Raw genomic sequence first — 24,482 nt, 5'->3', positions numbered from 1 at the left:
ATGTCGAATCGAGCGACTGATTTACTAAAAAAGTTTAACATTATCAGGAGAGCATTATGGCTGTTACTAATATCGCTGAACTGAACGCGCTTGTTGAGCGTGTCAAGAAAGCCCAGCGTGAATATGCCAGTTTCACTCAAGAACAAGTCGACAAAATCTTCCGCGCCGCCGCGCTGGCCGCTGCAGATGCTCGAATCCCTCTCGCCAAAATGGCCGTTGCCGAATCCGGCATGGGCATCGTTGAAGACAAAGTGATCAAAAACCACTTCGCTTCCGAATACATCTACAACGCTTATAAAGACGAAAAAACCTGTGGCGTCCTGTCAGAAGACGACACTTTTGGTACCATCACTATCGCTGAACCTATCGGCATCATCTGCGGTATCGTTCCGACCACGAACCCGACTTCAACAGCCATCTTCAAATCGCTCATCAGCCTGAAGACGCGTAACGCCATCATTTTCTCTCCGCACCCGCGTGCTAAAGAAGCCACTAACAAAGCGGCTGACATTGTCCTGCAGGCTGCCATCGCTGCCGGCGCACCGAAAGACCTGATTGGTTGGATCGATCAGCCGTCTGTTGAGCTGTCTAACGCCCTGATGCACCACCCGGATATCAACCTGATCCTTGCAACCGGTGGTCCAGGCATGGTGAAAGCAGCATACAGCTCCGGTAAACCTGCTATCGGCGTAGGTGCCGGTAACACCCCGGTGGTGATTGATGAAACGGCTGACATCAAACGCGCCGTTGCTTCCGTTCTGATGTCTAAAACCTTCGATAACGGCGTTATCTGTGCTTCTGAGCAGTCCGTTGTGGTGGTTGATTCCGTTTATGACGCGGTTCGCGAACGTTTCGCCAGCCACGGCGGCTACCTGCTGCAGGGTAAAGAGCTGAAAGCCGTTCAGGACATTATCCTGAAAAATGGCGCGCTGAACGCCGCTATCGTTGGTCAGCCTGCAGCGAAAATCGCTGAACTGGCAGGCTTCACCGTACCGGCCACGACTAAAATCCTGATTGGCGAAGTCACCGACGTTGACGAAAGCGAGCCGTTTGCTCACGAAAAACTGTCTCCGACGCTGGCGATGTACCGTGCGAAAGATTTCGAAGACGCCGTGACCAAAGCAGAAAAACTGGTCGCCATGGGCGGTATCGGTCATACCTCTTGCCTGTACACCGACCAGGATAACCAGCCGGCTCGCGTGGCTTACTTCGGCCAGATGATGAAAACGGCGCGTATCCTGATCAACACCCCGGCTTCTCAGGGTGGTATCGGTGACCTGTACAACTTCAAACTCGCTCCTTCCCTGACTCTGGGTTGTGGTTCCTGGGGTGGTAACTCCATCTCTGAAAACGTTGGTCCGAAACACCTGATCAACAAGAAAACCGTTGCTAAGCGAGCTGAAAACATGTTGTGGCACAAACTTCCGAAATCTATCTACTTCCGTCGTGGCTCCCTGCCTATCGCACTGGATGAAGTGATTACTGATGGTCACAAACGCGCGCTGATCGTGACTGACCGCTTCCTGTTCAACAACGGTTATGCCGATCAGATCACCTCCGTACTGAAAGCTGCGGGTGTGGAAACTGAAGTCTTCTTCGAAGTTGAAGCTGACCCGACGCTGACCATCGTACGTAAAGGTGCTGAACTGGCGAACTCCTTCAAACCAGACGTGATCATCGCGCTGGGCGGCGGTTCCCCGATGGATGCGGCGAAAATCATGTGGGTCATGTACGAACATCCGGAAACCCACTTCGAAGAACTGGCCCTGCGCTTTATGGATATCCGTAAACGTATCTACAAGTTCCCGAAAATGGGCGTTAAAGCCAAGATGGTGGCGATCACTACCACCTCCGGTACCGGTTCTGAAGTTACGCCGTTCGCCGTTGTGACCGACGACGCGACAGGTCAGAAATATCCGCTGGCGGACTACGCGCTGACCCCGGATATGGCCATCGTCGATGCCAACCTGGTGATGGATATGCCGAAATCGCTGTGTGCGTTCGGTGGTCTGGATGCAGTGACCCACGCCCTGGAAGCTTACGTTTCCGTTCTGGCTTCTGAGTTCTCTGACGGCCAGGCTCTGCAGGCGCTGAAGCTGCTGAAAGAGTACCTGCCGGCGTCCTACCACGAAGGTTCCAAGAACCCGGTTGCCCGCGAGCGCGTACACAGTGCCGCTACCATCGCCGGTATTGCGTTTGCTAACGCCTTCCTCGGCGTGTGCCACTCCATGGCGCACAAACTGGGTTCCCAGTTCCATATCCCGCACGGTCTGGCCAACGCCCTGCTGATCTGCAACGTTATCCGCTACAACGCGAATGACAACCCGACCAAGCAGACCGCGTTCAGCCAGTACGACCGTCCGCAGGCTCGTCGTCGCTACGCTGAAATCGCCGATCACCTGGGTCTCTCCGCACCGGGCGACCGCACCGCAGCGAAAATCGAGAAACTGCTGGCATGGCTGGAAAGCGTGAAAGCTGAGCTGGGTATTCCGAAATCTATCCGCGAAGCTGGCGTTCAGGAAGCTGACTTCCTGGCCCATGTTGATAAGCTGTCTGAAGATGCATTCGATGACCAGTGCACCGGCGCTAACCCGCGCTACCCGCTGATCTCCGAACTGAAACAGATCCTGCTGGATACCTACTACGGTCGCGAGTTCGTCGAAGGCGAAGCCGCCGCGAAAGCCGAAGCAGCTCCGGTGAAAGCTGAGAAAAAAGCGAAAAAATCCGCTTAATCAACAAGCATAAACGTTCTGCAAGCCCCGTCATCTGACGGGGCTTTTTTTTGCCCACCGACAGCCAAGCTTTAACGCCTGCTGGCCCAACGGAGCGCAGGCAATAAAAAGGCGCCTACAGGCGCCTGGACGAGCTTCTGCGCGTATTAGCAGGGGCGGTGCAGGTTTTGTACCTGGGTTAACGAGCCGACGCTCAGCGCTTCTTTATAATGCTTACGACAGACTGAAACGTATCGTTCATTACCGCCGATGACGACCTGCTCGCCCTCATTATAAGGACGCCCCTCCTGATCGAGGCGCAGCACCATGCTAGCCTTTCGTCCGCAGAAACAGATGGTTTTTAGCTCCACCAGCTTATCTGACCAGGCCAGCAAATACTGGCTACCGGTGAAGAGCTCACCGCGAAAGTCTGTCCGCAGGCCATAGCAAAGCACCGGAATGTCCAGCGTATCGACAACTTCAGACAGCTCATGAACCTGCTCGCGCGTCAGAAACTGGCTTTCATCCACCAGCACGCAGTGAATCGGTTTTAACTTGTGCTCTGCGGCAATATCGTTATATAGCGACGTCTGTGGATTATACAAACGGGCCGGCGATGAGAGACCGATACGCGAGCTAACTTTTCCGGCGCCAAAGCGGTCATCAATCTCAGCGGTATAAACGACGGTACGCATCCCCCGCTCCTGGTAATTGTACGAAGATTGCAACAGAGCGGTCGACTTACCTGCATTCATTGCAGAGTAGTAGAAATAAAGTTGTGCCATCGGCTGCGTGACCCCAATCAAAGTGTTTTATCGCGGCGGCGATTATACCATATTTTATGCGTACAGCCGCCCATTTAGCAGGGGTATTGTATCGCAGCCGAAGAGCCTGCGAAGCCAAAGGATTAAGAGGATGAATTGAATTTACAGGGCCATTATTTGTGCGCCCCGTTACGCTACTGGCGGGGTAACCATTGTCTTTTCGTGCTTATAGGGCGGTTAACTATGGGGCTATAAGCTGGGCCGCACGTTGTTTTATATTAAGTCTCGTAACCAAAAATGCGCTAATACTGACGAGGGTTATTTACCCATGTAAAGGATAATTTTTCTCACCGTACCTCAGAAAAAGCATACCGTCTCAGGGTTTTAGCTTACCTTCTCCTCATCGCTATAAGGATGAAAGATGTGAAGCGGCACGGGAATTTTAACTTAAATTAATTAATTCTCGCGACAAATAACCAGTAATTTTGAATTCCTTACATTCCCCCCTATTGCACAACGCATTTTATCGCTCTATTATTAGTTCAACAAACCACCCCACAATATAAGTTTGAGATTACTACAATGAGCGAAGCACTTAAAATTTTGAACAACATCCGTACTCTTCGTGCGCAGGCAAGAGAATGCACCCTGGAAACGCTCGAAGAAATGCTGGAAAAATTAGAAGTCGTTGTTAACGAGCGCCGTGAAGAAGAAAACGCCGCCGCGGCAGAAATTGAAGAACGTACGCGTAAGCTGCAGCAATATCGTGAAATGCTGATCGCTGACGGTATTGATCCGAATGAACTGCTGAGCACCATGGCAGCCGTTAAAGCCGGTACCAAAACCAAGCGTGCTGCACGTCCGGCTAAATACAGCTATGTCGACGAAAACGGCGAAACCAAAACCTGGACCGGCCAGGGCCGTACCCCGGCGGTGATCAAAAAAGCAATGGATGAGCAAGGTAAATCACTGGACGATTTCCTGATCTAATCTCCGTTGTTTTGATATAAAAAATCCCGCTGCGGCGGGATTTTTTTTGCTCCAGGGCCGATATAAAAAACCGGGAGCGCATCTGCGGCTCCCGGTTTTGTGCTTTCAACAGCGCGGCAGATTACTTCGTGACCGCGGTTTCCAGCCAGGCTTTAAAATCGTCACCCAGCGTTTTGTGGCGAATACCATATTCGACGAACGCCTGCATGTAGCCAAGCTTATTACCGCAGTCATGGCTCTTGCCTTTCATATGATAAGCTTCGACCGTCTCTTTTTCGATCAGCATATCAATCGCGTCAGTCAGCTGAATTTCATCACCGGCACCCGGAGGTGTCTTCGCCAGCAGCGGCCAGATATCGGCGCTGAGGACATAGCGCCCCACCACCGCCAGGTTGGACGGCGCGACGTCAGCTTTTGGCTTCTCGACCACGCCTACCATCGGCACGCTTTCTCCCGGCTTGAGGGATTCACCTTTACAGTCAACGACACCGTAAGCGGTCACGTCGTCGACAGGCTCAACCATAATCTGGCTGGCGCCGGTCTCATCGAAACGAGAGATCATCTCCGCGAGGTTATCGCGGCTCAGATCGGATTCATATTCATCCAGAATAACGTCTGGCAGAATAACTGCGACCGGCTCATCACCCACCACCGGATGGGCGCAAAGCACCGCGTGTCCCAGACCTTTTGCCAGGCCCTGACGAACTTGCATAATGGTTACGTGTGGCGGACAAATAGACTGCACTTCTTCCAGCAGCTGGCGTTTCACACGTTTTTCCAGCATCGCTTCCAGCTCAAAACTGGTATCGAAATGGTTTTCGATAGAGTTTTTGGACGAGTGCGTTACCAGAACAATTTCAGTAATTCCTGCAGCGATACATTCATTAACAACGTACTGAATTAACGGCTTATCTACCAGCGGCAGCATTTCTTTTGGAATCGCTTTGGTGGCCGGCAGCATCCTGGTGCCTAATCCCGCAACCGGGATAACCGCTTTTCTGACTTTAGAATTAAGGGCAGCCATTGAAATCTCCTGGACTGTTTGTTTTTTAAACTTCTCGTTACAAATAACGTGTCGAGTATATCAGTCAACCGCGTATTCACTGGTCTGAAAAGCTTCCGATAGCCTCGAATTAGGACTTTTACGCATAAAACTGCTCGATGTTACCACCGCTAAAGGGCAACGGGTAATCCCGTCTGCTTAGATATAACCGTAATTGCTCATTCCGCAGACAACATTAAGCGTAAACGCCCTCCAGCCCCCCAAATTTGGCACTGCCATGAGGTACAACGCTGGCTAATTTGGTTAAGGTAAGCATCACCCAACGTTCCCAAAGGAACGCCATTACTAATCTGAATTTGATGCTCACCGGTATTCAGCGTGCCATTGAGCCCCGCCGACACCAGAATTAAATTTTTCAGTCCGCTGTGGTAATACCCCACTAACAAAGGAAACTGACCGGGAAGGTTTGCCTGACGCAGCAGCTGATTCACCTGTTTTAGCAGACTCCCCATTTCTGGAAGCCGTTGTCCCTGATGCGCCAGTTGCTCCTGTAACAAGCCATTGAACAACGCGCGCAATAATAAAGCTGCCAGTACGCCATTATCTCCTGCTCGTGTGACATCCAGACAATAGAAGGCCAAATCATTGTCCGAGAGCGGCGCGATATCGAGTACCAGACCGGGTTTATCCGCCGACACCAGCTGGCGATAATGAATGCGGCAGTGCGACATTTCCTGTTGCACCGGCGGCTGTAATTCCTGCAGTAATCGTGAGGCGGCGGTAGGATTACTGACCAGCGCGTCCCAGTCCTCAAATAGACGCTCTTCCTCTTCCACACGTGAACTGAACATCGCAGGATAGAGGCACGCATAAACGGTTTCACGCAGGCGATTGAAATCTTTTACTGGCTTTAACAACACGTCCTGAACGCCAAGCCGCAACGCTTTGGCTATATCGGCCATGTTTTCGGTAGCGGAAATCATCAGGATCGGTAGCTGCTCGCCGCGATTACGCAACGTCTCCACCAGCTCCAGACCGTTCATTCTCGGCATCGAAATGTCGCAGATCATCAGGTCCGGATGCACCTCCGTCATTTTATGCAGGGCATCCTTGCCATCTTCCGCCTGGAAGGTCGTTGCTCCCAGCGAGGTCAGCCATCCATGCAAGAGTGAGCGGAAAACGGGTTCGTCTTCAACTATCAGAATCTGTTTTCCCGCCAATGGCTGCGTCATGATATCTCCCCTGGCTGACGATAATTCAATAGTGGCACGCTATTCTCACTATCGCCTGTCAGAATTTGCTTAAGTCAGGTACTCGTGCGTCAAATCGCGGTACGCACTAAGGGTAATAATTCATCCATTTTCTTTTCTACCGCCAGCTGCCCTGCGGTAATCGCCTCGCCGGCGCGATGGAAATCAAGCGTCGAGACTTGTGGACAGTACGGTTGCAACAGGATATCCGGCGGGTCGCCCGCCATACGATTGCGTTTAAGACGATTCTCCAGGACCTGGATAGAAGTGGTCATGATCTCCATCGCCGTCGGCGTCACGGCCGTCCGGCGGGAACTCATTTGCGTCAAGCGTGCGCGCAGACGAGTATGCCATGGCCCCTCCTTCGCTTCGGCTTCCCGCCGCGGCGTTTCGAGGGAGAATAAATCCTGCTGCATAAGGTGGGCATCATGTTGCAGATCCACGGCAATCACGATATCGGCCCCCATTGCCCGCGTAAGCGACACGGGAACCGGATTGACCACCGCGCCATCGACCAGCCAGTAACCATTATGCCTTACCGGCGACATTAACCCCGGCATACTGCAGGAGGCTCGAATCGCTAAATGCAGATCGCCTTCGGTAAACCACAGCTCCCTGCCAGTGCTTAAATTTGTCGCGACGGCGGCAAATCGCCGTTCGCAGTGTTCGATATCGGTCACGGGCATGATGCGGCGATAATGATTGAATACCTTTTCACCCCGCAACAGTCCACCGCGGCGCCAGGAGAGGTCCATCAGTTTCAGAACGTCCCAGTTGCTGAAAGAGCAGACCCAGGACTCAAGGGCCGGGAGCCGGTTACAGGCATACGCCGCCCCTACCAGCGAACCGATAGAGCAACCGGCCACGATATCAATCTCAATGCCGGCCTGCTGGAGGGCGTTGATGACGCCAATATGCGACCATCCGCGGGCGGCACCCGCACCTAACGCCAGACCAATTTTAAGCTTTCTCATTAGTACTGATAACTATCCTTCCACTCTGAGCGTGGCAACATTGTCACGGCTCAGTTAACATAAAGCCCTTTGGCGTAGAAGCGCCGTTACTCATTCTTCCATGGAGGCTGTTTTGTCGCAATTATGCCCCTGTGGCAGCGCACTGGAGTATAGCTCATGTTGCCAGCGATATCTGTCCGGCGCTGAGCTTGCGCCAGGCCCGTCACAGCTTATGCGCTCCCGTTACAGCGCGTTCGTCATGAAAGATGCCGACTATCTGATCAAAACCTGGCATCCGTCCTGTCAGGCGCGGCAGTTTCGCGCCGAACTGGAGAAAGGCTTTGCCCACACAGAATGGCTGGGCTTAACCCTGTTCGCCAGCGATGAAGGACGAGCCGCAAATGAAGGCTTTGTCAGCTTTATCGCCCGCTTTAATGACAATAACCGCCCGGGCGCCATTATTGAACGTTCCAGATTCTTAAAAGAAAATGGACAGTGGTACTATATCGACGGGACACGACCGCTGATTGGCCGTAACGACCCCTGCCCTTGCGGTTCAGGTAAAAAATTTAAAAAATGCTGCGGCCAGTAACGCTGCCGCAGCGCTTGCAAACACTACAGGATTTTCCTCGCGATGCATTCATTACAACGTAAAGTACTACGCACTATTTGCCCTGATCAGAAAGGCCTCATCGCGCGTATCACCAATATCTGCTACAAGCACGAACTTAACATTGTGCAGAACAACGAATTTGTTGACCACCGTACCGGTCGTTTCTTTATGCGCACCGAACTGGAAGGCATTTTCAACGACGCTATTCTGCTGGCCGATCTGGACAGCGCCCTGCCGGAAGGCTCGATTCGTGAACTCAATCCGGCAGGCCGCCGCCGGGTGGTGATTCTGGTGACGAAAGAGGCCCACTGCCTCGGCGATCTGCTGATGAAAGCCAATTACGGCGGGCTGGATGTCGACATTGCCGCGGTTATTGGTAACCATGACACCCTGCGCCCGCTGGTGGAACGTTTTGGCATCCCGTTTGAACTGGTCAGCCATGAAGGGCTGAGCCGCGAAGAGCACGACAAACAGATGGGCGACGCGATTGCCGCCCACGAGCCGGATTACGTGGTGCTGGCCAAGTATATGCGCGTGCTTACGCCGGAATTTGTCGCCCGTTTCCCGAACAAGATCATTAACATTCACCACTCGTTCCTGCCGGCGTTTATCGGCGCGCGTCCGTATCATCAGGCCTATGAGCGTGGCGTGAAGATCATCGGCGCCACCGCCCACTACGTGAATGATAATCTGGACGAAGGCCCCATCATTATGCAGGACGTCATTCACGTCGATCATACTTATACCGCAGAAGATATGATGCGTGCCGGGCGCGATGTCGAAAAAAACGTATTGAGCCGGGCGCTGTATCAGGTACTGGCGCAGCGCGTCTTCGTCTACGGCAACCGGACGATTATTCTTTAATCGACTGAGAAATGAATTGGTTAGCTTTACGGCGTTACGGGTAAAAATCAGGCAACCAGTTTATTTTTGTCAAAGGAATGCTTTACAGGGGCGCATCATTTGGTATGATGCGCCCCGCTTCCCGAGAAGGAAGCAGGCCAGTACTAAGCATTACCCCGTGGTGGGGTTCCCGAGCGGCCAAAGGGAGCAGACTGTAAATCTGCCGTCATCGACTTCGAAGGTTCGAATCCTTCCCCCACCACCATTCATTTTGCTGAATAGCCTACAATGTGATTTTCCCCTGGTGGGGTTCCCGAGCGGCCAAAGGGAGCAGACTGTAAATCTGCCGTCATCGACTTCGAAGGTTCGAATCCTTCCCCCACCACCATCCCTTCATGTATTACCCAGCTTACTCCACTTGCGATACTTTATATTCTGCCCTACGGGGAAGGATGAGAAGCTTCGACTAAGGTTCGACTCGAGCGTAGCGAGAGAACGTTGCCGCAGGCAACGGCCCGAAGGGCGAGGCGCTTTAGCGCCGAGTTATCCTTCCCCCACCACCATCTCTTCATGTCATCCCCAGCTTACTCCATCTGCGATACTCTATATTCTGCCCCACGGGAAAGGATGAGAAGCTTCGACCAGGGGTCGACTCGAGCGTAGCGAGAGAACGTTGCCGCAGGCAACGGCCCGAAGGGCGAGGCGCTTTAGCGCCGAGTTATCCTTCCCCCACCACCATCTCTTCATGTCATCCCCAGCTTACTCCATCTGCGATACTCTATATTCTGCCCCACGGGAAAGGATGAGAAGCTTCGACCAGGGGTCGACTCGAGCGTAGCGAGAGAACGTTGCCGCAGGCAACGGCCCGAAGGGCGAGGCGCTTTAGCGCCGAGTTATCCTTCCCCCACCACCATCTCTTCATGTCATCCCCAGCTTACTCCATCTGCGATACTCTATATTCTGCCCCACGGGAAAGGATGAGAAGCTTCGACCAGGGGTCGACTCGAGCGTAGCGAGAGAACGTTGCCGCAGGCAACGGCCCGAAGGGCGAGGCGCTTTAGCGCCGAGTTATCCTTCCCCCACTACTGTCGCACTCTCTTCAGCCACCTGTTCTGCTATCTCCTCGCTCGCGCTTCGCTTAGCGAGGCTACAGGTGTGCCGTCTGGTAGTCCGGTCAGGTGCGCCGCACCGCCTCCGGGAAAACTCACAGCGGGGGCAGTCGCCTCTTCACCGGCGAACTTTTCACCACCGAGGTATTGCACTGCGCAAATTCGGCCAGGCCGTCCAGTAGCGTATCCAGCTGGGCAATATCACGCACCACCAGTCGCATCACGAAACAATCCTCTCCGGTCACTTTGTCACTTTCGATGCACTCCGGCATCGCCTGGATATATTTATCCACCTTCTGCAGTAGACCAGGCAGCGGCCGAACCCGCACCAGCGCCTGCAGGCTGTAGCCCAGCGCGGCGAGATTCACCCGCGCCCCATAGCCCTGAATCACGCCCCGCTCCTCCAGGCGCTTCACCCGCTCGGCGATGCTCGGCGAGGTCAGCCCCACCCGCGCGCTCAATACCTTCAACGAGACTCTGGCATCCTGAGTCAGGCAAGTGAGGATCGCCCGGTCAATTTCATCAAGTACGTCATTCATGTTTTTTACCTAATTATGAAAGGGATTTCCCCCTGTTTGCCTTAATTCAGCCATGTCAGGCTGTCAGGATTTTTCGCACAATACTGGAAAACTTCTGGAGGCGAAATATGCAAATTACCCGCGGCGTCTGGCAAATGAGCCTGGCGATGATAATTTCTGGCTCGATCGGCGCGTTTGTGCTGCTCTCTGGTTTGCCGGTAATTGATGTGGTGTTCTGGCGCTGCCTGATTGGCGCGCTCACCCTGCTGCTGTTTATCGTTCTCAGCCGCCAGCCCTTCAGTCGTCTCACGCGCTTCACCCTCGCCCTCGCGGTACTTGGCGGCATCGCGCTGGTCATCAACTGGCTGCTGCTGTTTGCCGCCTACTCGCGTATTTCAATTGGCATGGCCACGGTGGTCTACAACACCCAGCCGTTTATGCTGGTGCTGATGGGCATGGTGTTGGGGGAACGGGTCAGCGCCGTAAAATGGGGATGGTTACTGCTGGCCTTCGGCGGCGTGGTGATCCTGCTGTCAAGCGAGCTTGCCCCGACGCACGGCGAAAGTCTCACGGCCGGCGTTTTGCTGGCATTAGGCGCGGCATTTTTCTATGCCCTGACCGCCATCATCGCCCGCAAACTGCATCCGCTCCCTGCTCAGCATATTGCCTTTATTCAGGTGCTCGTCGGCGTCGTGATGCTGCTGCCGCTGGTGCAAATGCCCGACTTTTCTGCCAGCTTCCCCTGGCGCTATCTGCTGATCCTCGGCGTCGTCCATACCGGGATCATGTATCAGCTTTTATATAGCGCGATACAGAAGCTGCCGACGCCCATTACCGGTTCGCTCTCCTTTATTTATCCGTTGGTGGCGATGGGGGTCGACTATCTGGTCTTCCATCATGCGTTAACCCCTGTGCAGTTGCTCGGCGGGATGCTTATTCTGTTTGCCGCCGCCGGGAATAACCTCGGCTGGGGCGAAAAAAAACCCCGCCAGGGCGGGGTCAGTCAGCGGTCGCGGGCCAGTTAGCGACGGGCGCGGACAATCTGGTATTTGCGCGTCAGGTACTCTACCGGCGCGCTCCAGATATGAACCAGGCGAGAGAATGGGAACAGCAGGAACAGGGTCATCCCCAGCACCAGGTGGACGCGGAAGATAAACGCCACGCCATCCAGGTGCTGCGACGCACCGCCGTGGAAGGTGACCACCGACTGCGCCCAGCCGACCAGCTTCATCATTTCGCTGCCGTCCATATGCTGGGCAGAGAATGGGATCGTCAGTAGACCCAGCGCACACTGCACCATCAGCAGGGAGAGGATCAGAATATCCGCGCCGGTGGTGGTGGCGCGCACGCGTGGGCTGAGCAAACGACGCTTAAGCAGCAGTAAACCGCCCACCAGGGTCATCACGCCGCAGGCGCCGCCGGCGATCATCGCCATCTTCTGCTTGACGTCGATCGGCAGGAAGGATTCATACATCCAGTGCGGGGTCAGCATGCCGAGGAAGTGGCCGGCGAAAATGCCGAGGATGCCGATATGGAACAGGTTCGACGCCAGGTTCATTCCCTTACGGTCCAGCATCTGGCTGGAGGCGGCGCGCCAGGTGTACTGACCGTAGTCGTAGCGCAGCCAACTGCCGATCAGGAACACTGAACCCGCAATGTACGGATAAATGTCAAAGAAGAACATATTCAGGAAGTGCATTATTGCTGTCCTCCGTTAGAGATATTCAGATATTGCGGGGCCACGGCTCCGGCAAAACGACGCTGGTGAGCGGAAATCTCCGACTCGCCGCAGCCCTGGTCGGCAAAGAATTTCACCTGTTCTTCTTCCCAGACCGCGTCCAGCGCCTGCAGCGTATCGTCGCGGGCTTCGTCGGCAATCTTCTCCGCCACCTTCTGGCTGTCGACCTGAGTGTTTGCCAGCTTCAGCAGCAGTTCGAACAGCACCGCATAGCGGCTCTCGCGCTGCTGCAGCCGCGCGCTGAGCAGGCCGAGGATCGGCGCAACGTCCCGCAGGCCGCCAAGCGCTTCCTCTTCCGGCAGCTGCGCCAGATACTCCAGATACAACGGCAGATGATCCGGCAACTCATGGCTATCGAGCAGCAGACCGTGGCGCTCATACTGCGCCATCAGATCAACCATCGCCTGCCCGCGATCGCGGGATTCGCCGTGCACGTGTTCAAACAGCAGCAGCGAGGTGGCCCGGCCGCGGTCAAACAGTTCGCTATAGGCCGCCTGGGCATCCAGCGGATCCTGAGTCAGCAGATCGCGCAGAAAAACGCCCAGCGCGTGAGCATCCTCTTTGCTGAGTTTCTCTGATGACGCAAGCGCCTCAAACATCTCCTGCTGATGCTGCCATAAGGCAGCGTCAGGGTATTCGAGCAGGCGCGACACAATCACAAGTTCAATCATGCGTGCGGCTCCGTTTTGCTGGTCACGTCGATGGCGTCGATGCGACGGCTGTTGAACAGGTTGAACTGGCTGTCAGAGCCGTGGCAGCCGTCGCCAAAGCTAAAGCCGCAGCCGTTTTTCTCCGGGAACGCTTCCCGCGCCTGTTCACGATGGCTGCTTGGCACCACGAAACGATCTTCGTAGTTAGCGATCGCCAGGTAGCGGTACATCTCCTGAGCCTGCGCTTCGCTTAAGCCCACCTCATCCAGCGCGCGGGTATCGACAACGCCGTCAACGGTTTCCGCCCGCTTATAGTGACGCATCGCCAGCATCCGCTTCAGGGCCAACAGGACCGGTTGGGTATCGCCGGCGGTCAGCAGGTTCGCCAGATACTGCACCGGAATACGCAGGCTTTCCACGTCCGGCAGGATCCCATTGCTGCCGAGTTCGCCGGCATCGGCGGCGGACTGAATCGGCGACAGCGGCGGCACGTACCAGACCATCGGCAGGGTGCGATATTCCGGGTGCAGCGGCAGGGCCAGCTTCCAGTCCATCGCCATTTTCCAGACAGGCGACTGCTGCGCGGCTTCAATCACCCCCTGCGGTACGCCATCTTTCAGCGCCTGCTCAATCACTTTCGGGTCGTTCGGATCGAGGAACACGTCCAGTTGACGCTGATAGAGATCTTTCTCGTTCTCGGTGCAGGCGGCATTTTCGATCGCATCCGCGTCATACAACAGGACGCCGAGATAGCGGATTCGGCCCACGCAGGTTTCGGAGCATACCGTCGGCATTCCGGATTCAATACGCGGGTAGCAGAAGATGCACTTTTCGGACTTTCCGCTCTTCCAGTTGAAGTAGATTTTCTTGTACGGGCAGCCGGTGATGCACATCCGCCAGCCGCGGCACTTGTCCTGGTCGATGAGCACGATGCCGTCTTCTTCACGCTTATAGATGGCGCCGCTCGGGCAGGTCGCGACGCACGCCGGGTTCAGGCAGTGCTCGCACAGGCGCGGCAGATACATCATGAAGGTGTTCTCGAACTGGCCGTACATCGCCTTCTGCATGTTGTCGAAGTTCTGGTCTTTGGCGCGCTTTTCAAACTCGCCGCCGAGGATCTCTTCCCAGTTCGGACCGCTGGTGATCTTGTCCATCCGTTGGCCGGTGATCAGCGAGCGCGGACGGGCGATCGGCTGGTGTTTACTCTCCGGGGCGTTATGCAGGTTCTGGTAGTCGTAATCGAACGGCTCGTAGTAATCATCGATGCCCGGCAGATGCGGGTTCGCGAAGATTTTACCTAATAGCATCGCGCGGTTGCCCATGCGCGGCTGCAGCTTGCCGTTGATTTTGCGGATCCAGCCGCCCTTCCATTTCTCCTGGTTTTCCCAGTCGTTCGGAAAACCGACGCCAGGCTTACTCTCCACGTTATTGAACCAGGCGTACTCCATCCCTTCCCGGCTGGTCCAGACGTTTTTACAGGTGACCGAGCAGGTGTGGCAGCCGATGCACTTATCGAGATTCAGCACCATGCCGACTTGTGAACGAATTTTCATTTTACGCTCTCCTGTACCTGGTCATTGCCTTCGCCGTCTAACCAGTTAATGTTCTTCATCTTACGTACCACCACAAACTCATCGCGGTTGGAGCCGACGGTGCCGTAGTAGTTAAAGCCATAGGCCAGATGGCCATAGCCGCCGATCATATGGGTCGGTTTCGGCGTAATACGGGTAACCGAGTTGTGGATCCCGCCGCGCTGGCCGGTAACTTCAGAGCCAGGCAGGTTCACGATGCGTTCCTGCGCGTGGTACATCATGGTCATCCCGGCCGGCACGCGCTGGCTCACCACGGCGCGCGCCGTCAGGGCGCCGTTGGCGTTGAACACTTCGATCCAGTCGTTATCTTCGATCCCCAGATCTTTCGCATCCGCCTCGCTCATCCAGACGATCGGTCCGCCGCGTGACAGGGTCAGCATCAGCAGGTTATCGCTGTAGGTCGAGTGGATACCCCATTTCTGGTGCGGGGTCAGGAAGTTCAGCGCCTTCTCAGGGTTGCCGTTGGACTTCTCGCCCATCACCGCTTTCACCGAGCGGGTGTCAATCGGCGGACGATAAACCAGCAGGCTTTCGCCAAAGTCGCGCATCCACTGGTGATCCTGATACAGCGACTGACGACCGGACAGGGTACGCCATGGGATCAGCTCGTGAACGTTGGTGTATCCGGCGTTATAGGAGACGTGTTCGTCTTCCAGACCTGACCAGGTCGGGCTGGAGATAATTTTCCGCGGCTGCGCCTGAATGTCGCGGAAACGGATCTTCTCGTCTTCTTTGTTCAGCGCCAGGTGCGCGTGCTCACGGCCGGTGATCTCGCTCAGCGCTTTCCACGCCTTCACCGCCACCTGACCGTTCGTTTCCGGTGCCAGGGTGAGGATCATCTCCGCGGCGTCAATGGCCGTCTCCAGCTTCGGCTGACCTTTCGCCGGGCCTTCCGCCTTGGTGTAGTTGAGCTTACGCAGCAGGTCCATTTCGCTCTGGGTATTCCAGGCGATGCCTTTCCCGCCGTTGCCGATGGTTTCCAGCAGCGGGCCAATAGAGGTGAAGCGCTCGTAAGTCGCCGGATAATCACGCTCGACCGGAATAATATGCGGTGCGGTTTTCCCCGGAATCAGGTCACATTCGCCCTTCTTCCAGTCTTTGACGTCCAGCGGCTGCGCCATTTCCGCGGCGGAATCATGCTGGATCGGCAGCGTAACGACGTCGGTTTCTTTACCGAGGTGACCCACGCACAGTTCAGAGAATTTCTTCGCGATACCTTTATAGATATCCCAGTCGCTCTTCGATTCCCAGGCCGGGTCAACGGCCGCCGACAGCGGATGAATAAACGGATGCATATCCGAGGTATTCATGTCGTCTTTTTCATACCAGGTGGCGGTCGGCAGCACGATGTCGGAGTAGAGACAGGTGCTCGACAGACGGAAGTCGAGAGTCACCACGAGATCCAGCTTGCCGTCGAGGCCGTTATCTCGCCATTCGACTTCTTCCGGCTTCACGCCGCCCTGCTTGCCAAGGTCTTTACCCTGAATGCCGTTCTCCGTACCCAGCAGGTACTTGAGCATGTACTCATGGCCTTTACCGGAGGAGCCCAGCAGGTTGGAACGCCAGATAAACAGGTTACGCGGATGGTTTTTACCGTTTTCCGGCTGCTCCGCCGCAAAGCGAATCGATCCCTCTTTCAGGGATTTGACGGTGTAATCCACCGGCGTCATGCCGGCTTTTTTCGCCTCATCGGCGATGCGCAGCGGGTTAACGCCCAGCTGCGGCGCCGACGGCAGCCAGCCCATCCGCTCGGCGCGGACGTTGAAGTCGATCAGATGGCCGCTGTAGCGGGATTTATCCGCCATCGGCGACAGCAGCTCCTGCGCGGTCACGGTTTCATAGCGCCACTGGCTGGAGTGGTTGTAAAAGTACGAGGTGCTGTTCATATGGCGTGCCGGACGCTGCCAGTCAAGGGCGAACGCCAGCGGCTGCCAGCCGGTCTGTGGACGCAGTTTTTCCTGGCCCACATAGTGCGCCCAACCGCCACCGCTCTGGCCGACGCAGCCGCAGAAGATCAGCATGTTGATCAGACCGCGGTAGTTCATGTCGAGGTGGAACCAGTGGTTGAGACCCGCCCCGACGATAATCATCGAGCGACCATGGGTTTTATCGGCGTTATCGGCAAACTCGCGGGCGGTACGGATGATATGCGCGCGGGAGACACCGGTAATTTTCTCCGCCCAGGCCGGGGTGTAGGCTTTCACTTCATCATAGCTGGCGGCGCAGTTGTCATCGTTCAGACCGCGCTCCAGGCCATAGTTGGCCATGGTCAGATCGTACACGGTGGTCACCAGCGCGCTGGAGCCGTCGGCCAGCTGCAGGCGTTTGACCGGCAGTTTGTGCAGCAGAATGTTTTCAAGAGCGACTTTGTTGAAGTGCTCAGAACCTTCGCCGCCGAAGTACGGGAAGCCAACGTCCGCCACCTCGTCATGGCTGCCGAGCAGACTCAGACGCAGCTCAATCTCTTCGCCGGTTTTGCCATCGCGCTGTTCGAGGTTCCATTTGCCTTTATCGCCCCAGCGGAATCCGAGGGAACCGTTCGGCACGGTGAGATCGCCTTTCTCGTCAAAGGCGACGGTCTTCCATTCCGGATTCTTCTCCTGACCAAGGGAATCCACGAGGTCGGACGCGCGCAGCGTGCGGCCGGCGGCGTAATAGCCGTCGCGCTCCTCAAGCATCACCAGCATCGGCATGTCGGTGTAGCGACGCACGTAATCGGTGAAATACTGGCTCGGCTTATCAAGATGGAACTCACGCAGCATCACGTGGCCCATCGCCAGCGCCATCGCGGCATCGGTACCCTGCTTCGGCGCCAGCCACAGATCGCAGAGCTTGGCGATTTCGGCGTAGTCCGGGGTGATGGCCACGGTTTTGGTCCCTTTATAGCGAACTTCGGTAAAGAAGTGCGCATCCGGGGTACGGGTCTGCGGCACGTTGGAGCCCCAGGCGATGATATAGCTGGAGTTGTACCAGTCGGCGGATTCCGGCACATCGGTCTGCTCGCCCCAGGTCATCGGCGAGGCCGGCGGCAGGTCACAGTACCAGTCGTAGAAGCTCAGGCAAGTGCCGCCGATCAGCGACAGGTAACGGGCACCGGAGGCGTAGGAGACCATCGACATCGCCGGGATCGGCGAGAAGCCGGCCACGCGGTCCGGACCGTAAGTTTTCACGGTATAGACGTTGGAGGCGGCAATCAGCTCGTTCACTTCCTGCCATGAGGAGCGGACAAACCCGCCGCGACCGCGCGCCTGTTTGAAGCTTTTAGCTTTGTCGGCGTCTTCGATAATCGAGGCCCATGCCGCGACCGGATCGCTATGCTGAACCTTCGCCTCCCGCCACATCTTCATCAGGCGTTTGCGCATCAGCGGGTATTTCAGGCGGTTCGCGCTGTACAGATACCAGGAGTAGCTGGCGCCGCGCGGGCAGCCGCGTGGTTCGTGGTTTGGCAGGTCCGGACGGGTGCGCGGATAGTCCGTTTGCTGGGTTTCCCAGGTCACCAGCCCGTTTTTGACATAAATCTTCCAGCTGCATGAACCGGTGCAGTTAACACCGTGAGTGGAACGCACAATTTTGTCATGCTGCCAACGTTGACGGTATCCATCCTCCCAGTCCCGGTTGGTGTTTAGAAGCTGGCCGTGCCCATCGGCAAAGGTTTCACCCTTCTGTTTGAAGTAGCGAAACCGGTCCAGGAATTTACTCATCGGGTTTCTCCTGATATGGAGCCTGACGGCTCTCTGATAAATCGACATTGCTGGATTTGCAGCGAAGGTAACGCCATGAAAGCGGGCGGGAATTGATAGCGATCAATACGGACTGGCTTGTTAACGTGGCGGAAACTGGCAATTACCACCAAGGTGGTATAAAACTCAGTTTTTTAATTTGATGTTTTTTAAGGTTTTTTAGCGAAAAATAGCTCGTCAGACGCGGGATGGTTCACCAGGGAGGTATTAAGGGGTAGAGCGGTGACGCTGGTAAGCCATCCCTTCCCGGCTCAGTGGCCAAAATGAATAAAAACGCTCAATAGTATGTTGTAACTAATTAAGCCAGTAAAAAAGGCGCCTCCCTCAGGAGTGCGCCTTTATGAAGCGACATCGACTATGGCGAATTACTGACGCTTACGGCCGTATACCGCCCAGGTGATGATTACGCAGGCAATATAGAAGATCAGGAAGACTTTCATCGCGCCGGCCGGCGAGCCGGTCAGATCCAGCGAGATACCGAACGCCTTCGGAATAAAGAAGCCGCCGATGGCGCCAATGGCGGAGATAAAGCCCAGCGCCGCCGCGGTATCGGTCGCCGCCTCGCGCATCGCCTGGGCTTCGCTGCCGCCCTGGGCCTTCACCCGGTCCATGGTCAGCTTACGGAAGATCACGGAGATCATCTGGAAGGTGGAGGCGCTGCCCAGCCCGGCGGCAAGGAACAGCACCATAAACACTGCAAAGAAGGCGATGAAGTTGCCGCCCTGGCCATTGGTCGGCAGCGTCAGGAACAGCAGCGCGCAGAAGACAGCCATCACCACGAAGTTCACCAGCGTCACGCGGGTACCGCCGAGACGGTCGGAGATCGCCCCGCCCATCGAACGCGCCAGCGCGCCAATAAACGGACCGAAGAAGGCGTAGTGCAGGATCTGCACGTCCGGGAACTGGGTTTTCGACAGCATGGCAAAACCGGCGGAGAAACCGATAAAGGAGCCGAAGGTCGCCAGATAGAGCAGCGCCATGATCCACAGATGCAGGCGTTTAAGCACCGGCAGCTGTTCGCTCAGCGAGGCTTTGGAAGCTGACAGGTCGTTCATAAAGAACCACGCCGCCAGGGTGAAGATAATCAGGAAAGGTACCCAGATCCACGCGGCGTTTTCCAGATACAGCATCGAGCCGTCCGGCTGCTGGCTGCCTGTCCCGCCAAAAATGGCAAACACCGAGACCGACACCACCAGCGGTGCGACCAGCTGCATCACGCTGACGCCCATATTGCCGAGGCCGCCGTTGACGCCCAGCGCCCCGCCCTGCTTCGCTTTCGGGAAGAAAAAACTGATGTTGGCCATACTGGAGGCGAAGTTGGCCCCGGCGAAGCCGCACAGCAGAGAGATGATGACGAAGACGCTAAACGGCGTGGAAGTATCCTGGACCGCAAAGCCCAGCCACACGCACGGCACAATCATGATCCCGGTGCTGAACGCCGTCCAGCGACGGCCGCCGAACAGCGGCACCATAAAGGCGTACGGCACGCGCAACAACGCGCCGGAGAGCGCCGGCAGCGCGGTCAGCATAAACAGCTGATCGGTCGTAAACTGAAAGCCCACTTTGTTGAGGTTAACGGCAACGGCGCTGAACAACATCCATACGCAGAACGCCAGTAACAGACAGGGAACGGAGATCCATAAATTGCGGCTCGCCACATGGTGGCCGCGCTGTTGCCAGAATTCAGGATCTTCAGGCCGCCAGTCGGTAATGACCGAGCGATTAGCCTTCTCCGGGAGGGAAGATTGACTCATAGATACCTCTGATTATTCATATTTCCTGCCGCTACCTTAGGGGTTGCCCGGGGCGGTAAGTTGATATAAATCAAAGGAAAAGCGCGGACTAATTTGTGCAAAAATAGACCATGCTCCGAAGTGAGTAGAGAATGGTGGGAAAAAAAGTGTGGTTTTTCACACGGCTGCCGGGATGCGTATAACCCCTCTCCCAACGGTGCCTACCACCGACAATTAAGGAGTAACTCTTTGGGGGTATGGGTATACTCCAGGGGATAGCCGAGAATAAGCGCCACTCCCGGAGACACGACCGGTCAGGAGCCACGCATTCCATGTTAAAACGTCTTTTTACCCCGCTGACGCTGGTCAATCAACTGGCGTTGATCGTCCTGCTTGCCACCCTTACAGGCGTCGCCGGCATGGCGATCTCCGCGCGCCTGGTCAACGGCGTGCAGGGCAGCGCGCACGCCATTAACAAAGCTGGGTCATTACGCATGCAGAGCTACCGGCTGCTGGCGGCGATCCCGCTGAATGAACACGATCAAAAGCTGGTCGATGATATGACCGCCACCGTCTTTAGTCCGGAGCTGCAAAACTCCGCCCGCCGCGACGGACAGGAGCGCCAGCTGCAGGCCTTGCAGCAGTACTGGCAGTTGGCGCTGGCTCCCGGCATGCAGCGCGCGGTCAACCAGGCGGAGGTCGCCCAGGATGTCGCCGACTTTGTCGATCGTATCGACCAGCTGGTGACCGCATTCGACCATACCACCGAGCAGCGTATCGAACGGGTGGTCTGGATCCATCGCCTCCTCGCCATCGGCATGGCGCTACTGCTGATCTTCACCATCATCTGGCTACGCGCCCGACTGCTGCGGCCATGGAAACAGCTGCTGAGCATGGCGCGAGCGGTGAGCCAGCGTGATTTCACCCAGCGGGCGCACATCAGCGGGCGCAACGAAATGGCGACTCTCGGCATGGCGCTAAATAACATGTCGGAAGAGCTGGCGGAAAGCTACGCCGTGCTGGAGCGCCGGGTGCAGGAGAAGACCGCCGGGCTGGAACAGAAGAACGAGATCCTCGCCTTCTTATGGCAGGCCAACCGCCGGCTGCACGCCAACGCCCCGCTCTGCGAACGCATTTCGCCGGTGCTGAACGGTCTGCAGGGTCTGACGCTGCTGCGCGATATCGAGGTGCGGGTCTACGACCTGGAAGATGAAGACAACCATCAGGAGTTTACCTGCCACTCGGATAATGAATGTGATGACATGGGCTGCTACCTCTGCCCACGCAACCTGCCGCCGCTACCGGATGGCGGCACGACGCTGAAGTGGCGGCTGTCGGATGCGCATAATCAGTACGGCATCCTGCTGGCGACGCTGCCGGTTGGCCGTCATCTCAGCCACGATCAGCAGCAACTGGTGGATACGTTGGTTGAACAACTGACCAGCACCCTGGCGCTGGACCGCCATCAGGAGAAACAGCAGCAGCTGATCGTCATGGAAGAGCGGGCCACTATCGCTCGCGAGCTGCATGACTCCATCGCCCAGTCGCTATCCTGTATGAAGATGCAGGTCAGCTGCCTGCAGATGCAGGGCGACGCGTTGCCGGCGGAGAGCCGCCAGCTGCTGGGGCAAATTCGTAACGAGCTGAATACCTCGTGGGCCCAACTGCGGGAGCTGTTAACCACCTTCCGCCTGCAGTTGACCGAGCCGGGCCTGCGCCCGGCGCTGGAGGCCAGCTGTCAGGAGTACAGCGCCCACTTCGGCTTTACGGTGCAGCTTGATTATCAGCTTCCGCCGCGCTTTGTGCCGTCGCATCAGGCCATACACCTGCTGCAGATCGCCCGCGAAGCGTTAAGCAACGCCCTGAAGCATGCCAGCGCGACGGAAGTGACCGTGACGGTGTCACAACGCGATAACCAGGTCCGTCTGGTGGTGGCGGATAACGGCCGCGGCGTGCCGGACCACGCCGAGCGGAGTAACCATTACGGTTTAATTATTATGCGGGATCGCGCGCAAAGCCTGCGCGGCGACTGTCAGGTTCGGCGCCGGGAAACCGGCGGGACCGAAGTGATCGTCACGTTTATCCCGGAAAAAACGTTTTCCATCCAATAAGGAGACCCCCATGAGTCAACAGGAACGGGCAACCATCCTTCTCATTGACGACCATCCGATGCTGCGCACCGGCGTGAAACAATTGATTAGCATGGCGCCGGACATCCAGGTGATTGGCGAAGCCAGCAATGGCGCGCAAGGTATCGAGCTGGCGGAGTCGCTGGATCCGGATCTGATCCTGCTGGACCTCAATATGCCGGGCATGAACGGCCTGGAAACGCTGGACAAACTGCGTGAGAAATCGCTGTCTGGGCGGGTGGTGGTCTTCAGCGTCTCTAACCATGAAGAGGACGTTGTTACCGCCCTCAAGCGCGGCGCCGATGGCTATCTGCTGAAAGACATGGAGCCGGAAGATCTGCTGAAAGCGCTGCAGCAGGCGGCCGCCGGAGAAATGGTATTAAGCGAAGCGTTAACCCCGGTGCTGGCCGCCAGCCTGCGCGCCAACCGCGCCACCTCCGATCGCGACATCAGCCAGTTGACCCCGCGCGAGCGCGACATCCTCAAGCTGATCGCCCAGGGGCTGCCGAACAAAATGATCGCCCGCCGGCTGGATATCACCGAAAGCACCGTCAAAGTGCACGTCAAGCACATGCTGAAGAAAATGAAGCTCAAATCCCGGGTGGAAGCCGCGGTATGGGTCCACCAGGAGCGAATTTTTTAAGGCGAGTCCGTCCAGGAGACGCCTGGCGCGGTGAACTTGACCAGCGGCTCGGTCAGCGCCAGGGCGATCTCATTGGATGAGACGCGCTGCCCCTGTTTATCCTCTACCACCACCGACAGGCGCCAGCGGTTCGCGGCGCCCGGTTCACTGTTCCACACCGGCATAATCACGCTCCAGCCATCGGGGCTGCGGGCATCCACCGGCGGCGTCAGGCTGAGCGCCTGGGTGTCGCCCTGCCAGTGCAGCGACTTGATACCGTGCAGACTATGGATCTGCAGCTTCAGCTGCACCGTCTCCCCGGACTGTAGATCCCAGGGCGGCGTGGCCAGATAGACCGTCAGATTTTTGCGCTGCCGATACTCCACAACCGGCAGATTATCCCGCTCCGGGCTGTCGAAGCGGCTGCCGCGCAGCGAGTTGCTGAACGCCACCTCGTCCGCCGCCAGCTGCTGCTTGAGCGGCACACCAAAGCGGTAGTTGAGCTTCAGGCCAACGTTATTCTGGCTGACGCCATTTTCCCCTTGCTTATGCTTGGCGGTCACGGTGACCAGCGGGACCGGGGTGTAATTGAGCCCGACGGAGACGGCCACCGGGTTATGGTAGCCAGTGCCGGTATGAAACAGATCGACGCTGTCGCCGAAGTATTGTTCGACGCTGACGCTGGTGTTGATGTGCTCATAAAACGGCAGCCGCGCCTGGGCGGTAACGTCATACCCTGCGGCCATCCGCTGCTCCTGGGTTTGATTCTCCCGCAGCTGCCAGTCGCCCAGCGGATGGTAGTAGTTCGCCGACAGGCGGAGATATTCCCCCCACGCCTCGGCGCCGACGCTGCCGCGAGCCAGGCTTTCGCTCAGCACCTTGTCATAAAACGAGTTATAGCCCAGCAGCCAGCCGCCGACCCGCCAGCGCTGGCCAAGCCCAATGTTGCCCACCAGATCGTTCTCGCGCCGGGTTACCGAATACTGGTTCCACGTCAGGTAGCGATCGTTATCCTGCAACGGCACGAACCAGCTCCCTTTACTGCCAGTGAACTTCCCCTCTTTATCGACCAGCAGGTCGACATTGGCGTTGCCCCATGGCGAGAGCCAGCTCTCCAGCTGGTGGCTCACTTCATTGCCGAGTTTGTTGATGGCGAACATCTGCGCCTGTTCGCCCGCCGTCAGTCCGTTATCGCTCATGCTGGCCTCGCCGAACTTCTTAGCCACTTCGGCAAAGTGTCTGGCGTCGTCATCGACCTGCGGGGCGATCCCCAAATCGGGCAAGGAAGGTTCTTCCTGGGGAGTAAGAGTGGTGTGACTGGCGGTCAGCGCCCAGACGGGAACGCCCGGCAGCAGCAGGAGAATGATCAGGGATGGCAGCAAACGGTACGACACAGGCATCAACTGGTTTTGCGCGGGCTCGCAGAAAAAATTGGAAGATGGTTTTAGTTTATCGTTTTTTCCCCTCTCCCGCAGCCCTGCGGACAATTCCAGGAATATGCTGAAACCGGTTGGGCAATCTGTC

Annotated in this window: 18 protein-coding genes, 2 tRNA genes and 4 other RNA genes; 13 read left to right on the top strand and 11 right to left on the bottom strand. The window is 56.6% G+C overall.

Annotated elements, in window-relative coordinates; all coding sequences use genetic code 11:
* The first annotated feature begins 56 nt into the window (after positions 1–56).
* The gene (adhE, locus tag GT756_RS07870; RefSeq protein WP_004203165.1) at positions 57–2,732 is read left to right on the top strand and encodes a bifunctional acetaldehyde-CoA/alcohol dehydrogenase; all 2,676 of its coding nucleotides are present in this window, start codon (positions 57–59) and stop codon (positions 2,730–2,732) included.
* Positions 2,733–2,878: 146 nt separating this feature from the next.
* Here adhE and tdk read toward each other — a convergent pair whose 3' ends face one another.
* Positions 2,879–3,496 carry a thymidine kinase gene (tdk, locus tag GT756_RS07865; protein ID WP_025999297.1) on the bottom strand — a complete coding sequence of 206 codons (618 nt, stop codon included), beginning with the start codon at positions 3,494–3,496 and terminating at the stop codon, positions 2,879–2,881.
* Positions 3,497–4,057: 561 nt separating this feature from the next.
* Here tdk and hns point away from each other — a divergent pair.
* Positions 4,058–4,465, top strand: a complete 408-nt coding sequence (gene hns, locus GT756_RS07860) for a histone-like nucleoid-structuring protein H-NS (RefSeq protein WP_002910103.1) — start codon at positions 4,058–4,060, stop codon at positions 4,463–4,465.
* A 121-nt stretch (positions 4,466–4,586) separates the two neighbouring features.
* Here hns and galU read toward each other — a convergent pair whose 3' ends face one another.
* The 3 genes from galU to rssA form a co-directional block, all read right to left on the bottom strand.
* The gene (gene galU, locus GT756_RS07855) at positions 4,587–5,489 is read right to left on the bottom strand and encodes a UTP--glucose-1-phosphate uridylyltransferase GalU (RefSeq protein WP_017900772.1); all 903 of its coding nucleotides are present in this window, start codon (positions 5,487–5,489) and stop codon (positions 4,587–4,589) included.
* A 197-nt stretch (positions 5,490–5,686) separates the two neighbouring features.
* Positions 5,687–6,700, bottom strand: a complete 1,014-nt coding sequence (gene rssB / locus GT756_RS07850; protein WP_017900771.1) for a two-component system response regulator RssB — start codon at positions 6,698–6,700, stop codon at positions 5,687–5,689.
* Between the two features lie 89 nt (positions 6,701–6,789).
* The gene (rssA, locus tag GT756_RS07845; protein WP_004203175.1) at positions 6,790–7,692 is read right to left on the bottom strand and encodes a patatin-like phospholipase RssA; all 903 of its coding nucleotides are present in this window, start codon (positions 7,690–7,692) and stop codon (positions 6,790–6,792) included.
* A 112-nt stretch (positions 7,693–7,804) separates the two neighbouring features.
* On the opposite strand from rssA, the gene GT756_RS07840 reads away from it, so the two are divergent.
* The 8 genes from GT756_RS07840 (at position 7,805) to GT756_RS07805 (ending at position 10,215) form a co-directional block, all read left to right on the top strand.
* Positions 7,805–8,263 carry a YchJ family protein gene (locus tag GT756_RS07840; protein WP_017900770.1) on the top strand — a complete coding sequence of 153 codons (459 nt, stop codon included), beginning with the start codon at positions 7,805–7,807 and terminating at the stop codon, positions 8,261–8,263.
* 42 nt (positions 8,264–8,305) lie between these two features.
* The gene (purU, locus tag GT756_RS07835; RefSeq protein ID WP_004203178.1) at positions 8,306–9,148 is read left to right on the top strand and encodes a formyltetrahydrofolate deformylase; all 843 of its coding nucleotides are present in this window, start codon (positions 8,306–8,308) and stop codon (positions 9,146–9,148) included.
* A gap of 159 nt (positions 9,149–9,307) precedes the next feature.
* Positions 9,308–9,392: transfer RNA gene (locus GT756_RS07830), tRNA-Tyr, on the top strand.
* A 38-nt stretch (positions 9,393–9,430) separates the two neighbouring features.
* A tRNA-Tyr gene (locus GT756_RS07825) sits at positions 9,431–9,515 on the top strand.
* Between the two features lie 43 nt (positions 9,516–9,558).
* Positions 9,559–9,690, top strand: a non-coding RNA gene (locus GT756_RS07820) — RtT sRNA.
* A gap of 42 nt (positions 9,691–9,732) precedes the next feature.
* A non-coding RNA gene (locus GT756_RS07815) (RtT sRNA) lies at positions 9,733–9,865 on the top strand.
* Positions 9,866–9,907: 42 nt separating this feature from the next.
* A non-coding RNA gene (locus GT756_RS07810) (RtT sRNA) lies at positions 9,908–10,040 on the top strand.
* A 42-nt stretch (positions 10,041–10,082) separates the two neighbouring features.
* Positions 10,083–10,215, top strand: a non-coding RNA gene (locus tag GT756_RS07805) — RtT sRNA.
* A 116-nt stretch (positions 10,216–10,331) separates the two neighbouring features.
* Here the strand turns inward: GT756_RS07805 and GT756_RS07800 are convergent.
* Positions 10,332–10,775 (bottom strand): Lrp/AsnC family transcriptional regulator, encoded by a 444-nt coding sequence (locus GT756_RS07800; RefSeq protein WP_004203179.1) that lies wholly within the window; start codon positions 10,773–10,775, stop codon positions 10,332–10,334.
* Positions 10,776–10,882: 107 nt separating this feature from the next.
* Here GT756_RS07800 and GT756_RS07795 point away from each other — a divergent pair, with 107 nt between their 5' ends.
* Complete coding sequence (locus GT756_RS07795) at positions 10,883–11,779, top strand: DMT family transporter (RefSeq protein WP_023318560.1); 897 nt, start codon at positions 10,883–10,885, stop codon at positions 11,777–11,779.
* On the opposite strand, the gene narI is transcribed toward GT756_RS07795, so the two are convergent.
* The 5 genes from narI to GT756_RS07770 all read right to left on the bottom strand — a co-directional run bounded on the left by narI (position 11,776) and on the right by GT756_RS07770 (position 20,228).
* Positions 11,776–12,453 carry a respiratory nitrate reductase subunit gamma gene (gene narI, locus GT756_RS07790; protein WP_002910189.1) on the bottom strand — a complete coding sequence of 226 codons (678 nt, stop codon included), beginning with the start codon at positions 12,451–12,453 and terminating at the stop codon, positions 11,776–11,778. The genes GT756_RS07795 and narI overlap by 4 nt on opposite strands.
* Positions 12,453–13,163, bottom strand: a complete 711-nt coding sequence (narJ, locus tag GT756_RS07785; RefSeq protein WP_049003801.1) for a nitrate reductase molybdenum cofactor assembly chaperone — start codon at positions 13,161–13,163, stop codon at positions 12,453–12,455. Before narJ ends, narI begins: the two co-directional genes overlap by 1 nt.
* Positions 13,160–14,695: a nitrate reductase subunit beta gene (gene narH, locus GT756_RS07780; RefSeq protein ID WP_160124659.1), complete on the bottom strand. Its 1,536-nt coding sequence runs from the start codon at positions 14,693–14,695 to the stop codon at positions 13,160–13,162. The genes narJ and narH overlap by 4 nt, the downstream gene beginning before the upstream one ends.
* Complete coding sequence (locus tag GT756_RS07775; RefSeq protein ID WP_023318562.1) at positions 14,692–18,435, bottom strand: nitrate reductase subunit alpha; 3,744 nt, start codon at positions 18,433–18,435, stop codon at positions 14,692–14,694. Before GT756_RS07775 ends, narH begins: the two co-directional genes overlap by 4 nt.
* 404 nt (positions 18,436–18,839) lie before the next feature.
* Complete coding sequence (locus GT756_RS07770) at positions 18,840–20,228, bottom strand: NarK family nitrate/nitrite MFS transporter (RefSeq protein ID WP_160124658.1); 1,389 nt, start codon at positions 20,226–20,228, stop codon at positions 18,840–18,842.
* 311 nt (positions 20,229–20,539) lie between these two features.
* Here GT756_RS07770 and narX point away from each other — a divergent pair, with 311 nt between their 5' ends.
* Together narX and narL are read left to right on the top strand one after the other, a co-directional pair.
* Positions 20,540–22,318: a nitrate/nitrite two-component system sensor histidine kinase NarX gene (narX, locus tag GT756_RS07765; protein WP_017900764.1), complete on the top strand. Its 1,779-nt coding sequence runs from the start codon at positions 20,540–20,542 to the stop codon at positions 22,316–22,318.
* A 10-nt stretch (positions 22,319–22,328) separates the two neighbouring features.
* Complete coding sequence (narL, locus tag GT756_RS07760) at positions 22,329–22,979, top strand: two-component system response regulator NarL (protein ID WP_002910198.1); 651 nt, start codon at positions 22,329–22,331, stop codon at positions 22,977–22,979.
* Here narL and GT756_RS07755 read toward each other — a convergent pair.
* Positions 22,976–24,358, bottom strand: a complete 1,383-nt coding sequence (locus tag GT756_RS07755; protein ID WP_057215924.1) for a YchO/YchP family invasin — start codon at positions 24,356–24,358, stop codon at positions 22,976–22,978. The genes narL and GT756_RS07755 overlap by 4 nt on opposite strands.
* Positions 24,359–24,482: the final 124 nt, after the last annotated feature.

Source organism: Klebsiella sp. Q2 (genome assembly GCF_009900705.1).
GTDB classification, from domain to species: domain Bacteria; phylum Pseudomonadota; class Gammaproteobacteria; order Enterobacterales; family Enterobacteriaceae; genus Klebsiella; species Klebsiella quasipneumoniae.
Note: the sequence above shows the minus strand (reverse complement) of the source record. Positions and strands in the feature narration are given on the sequence as shown.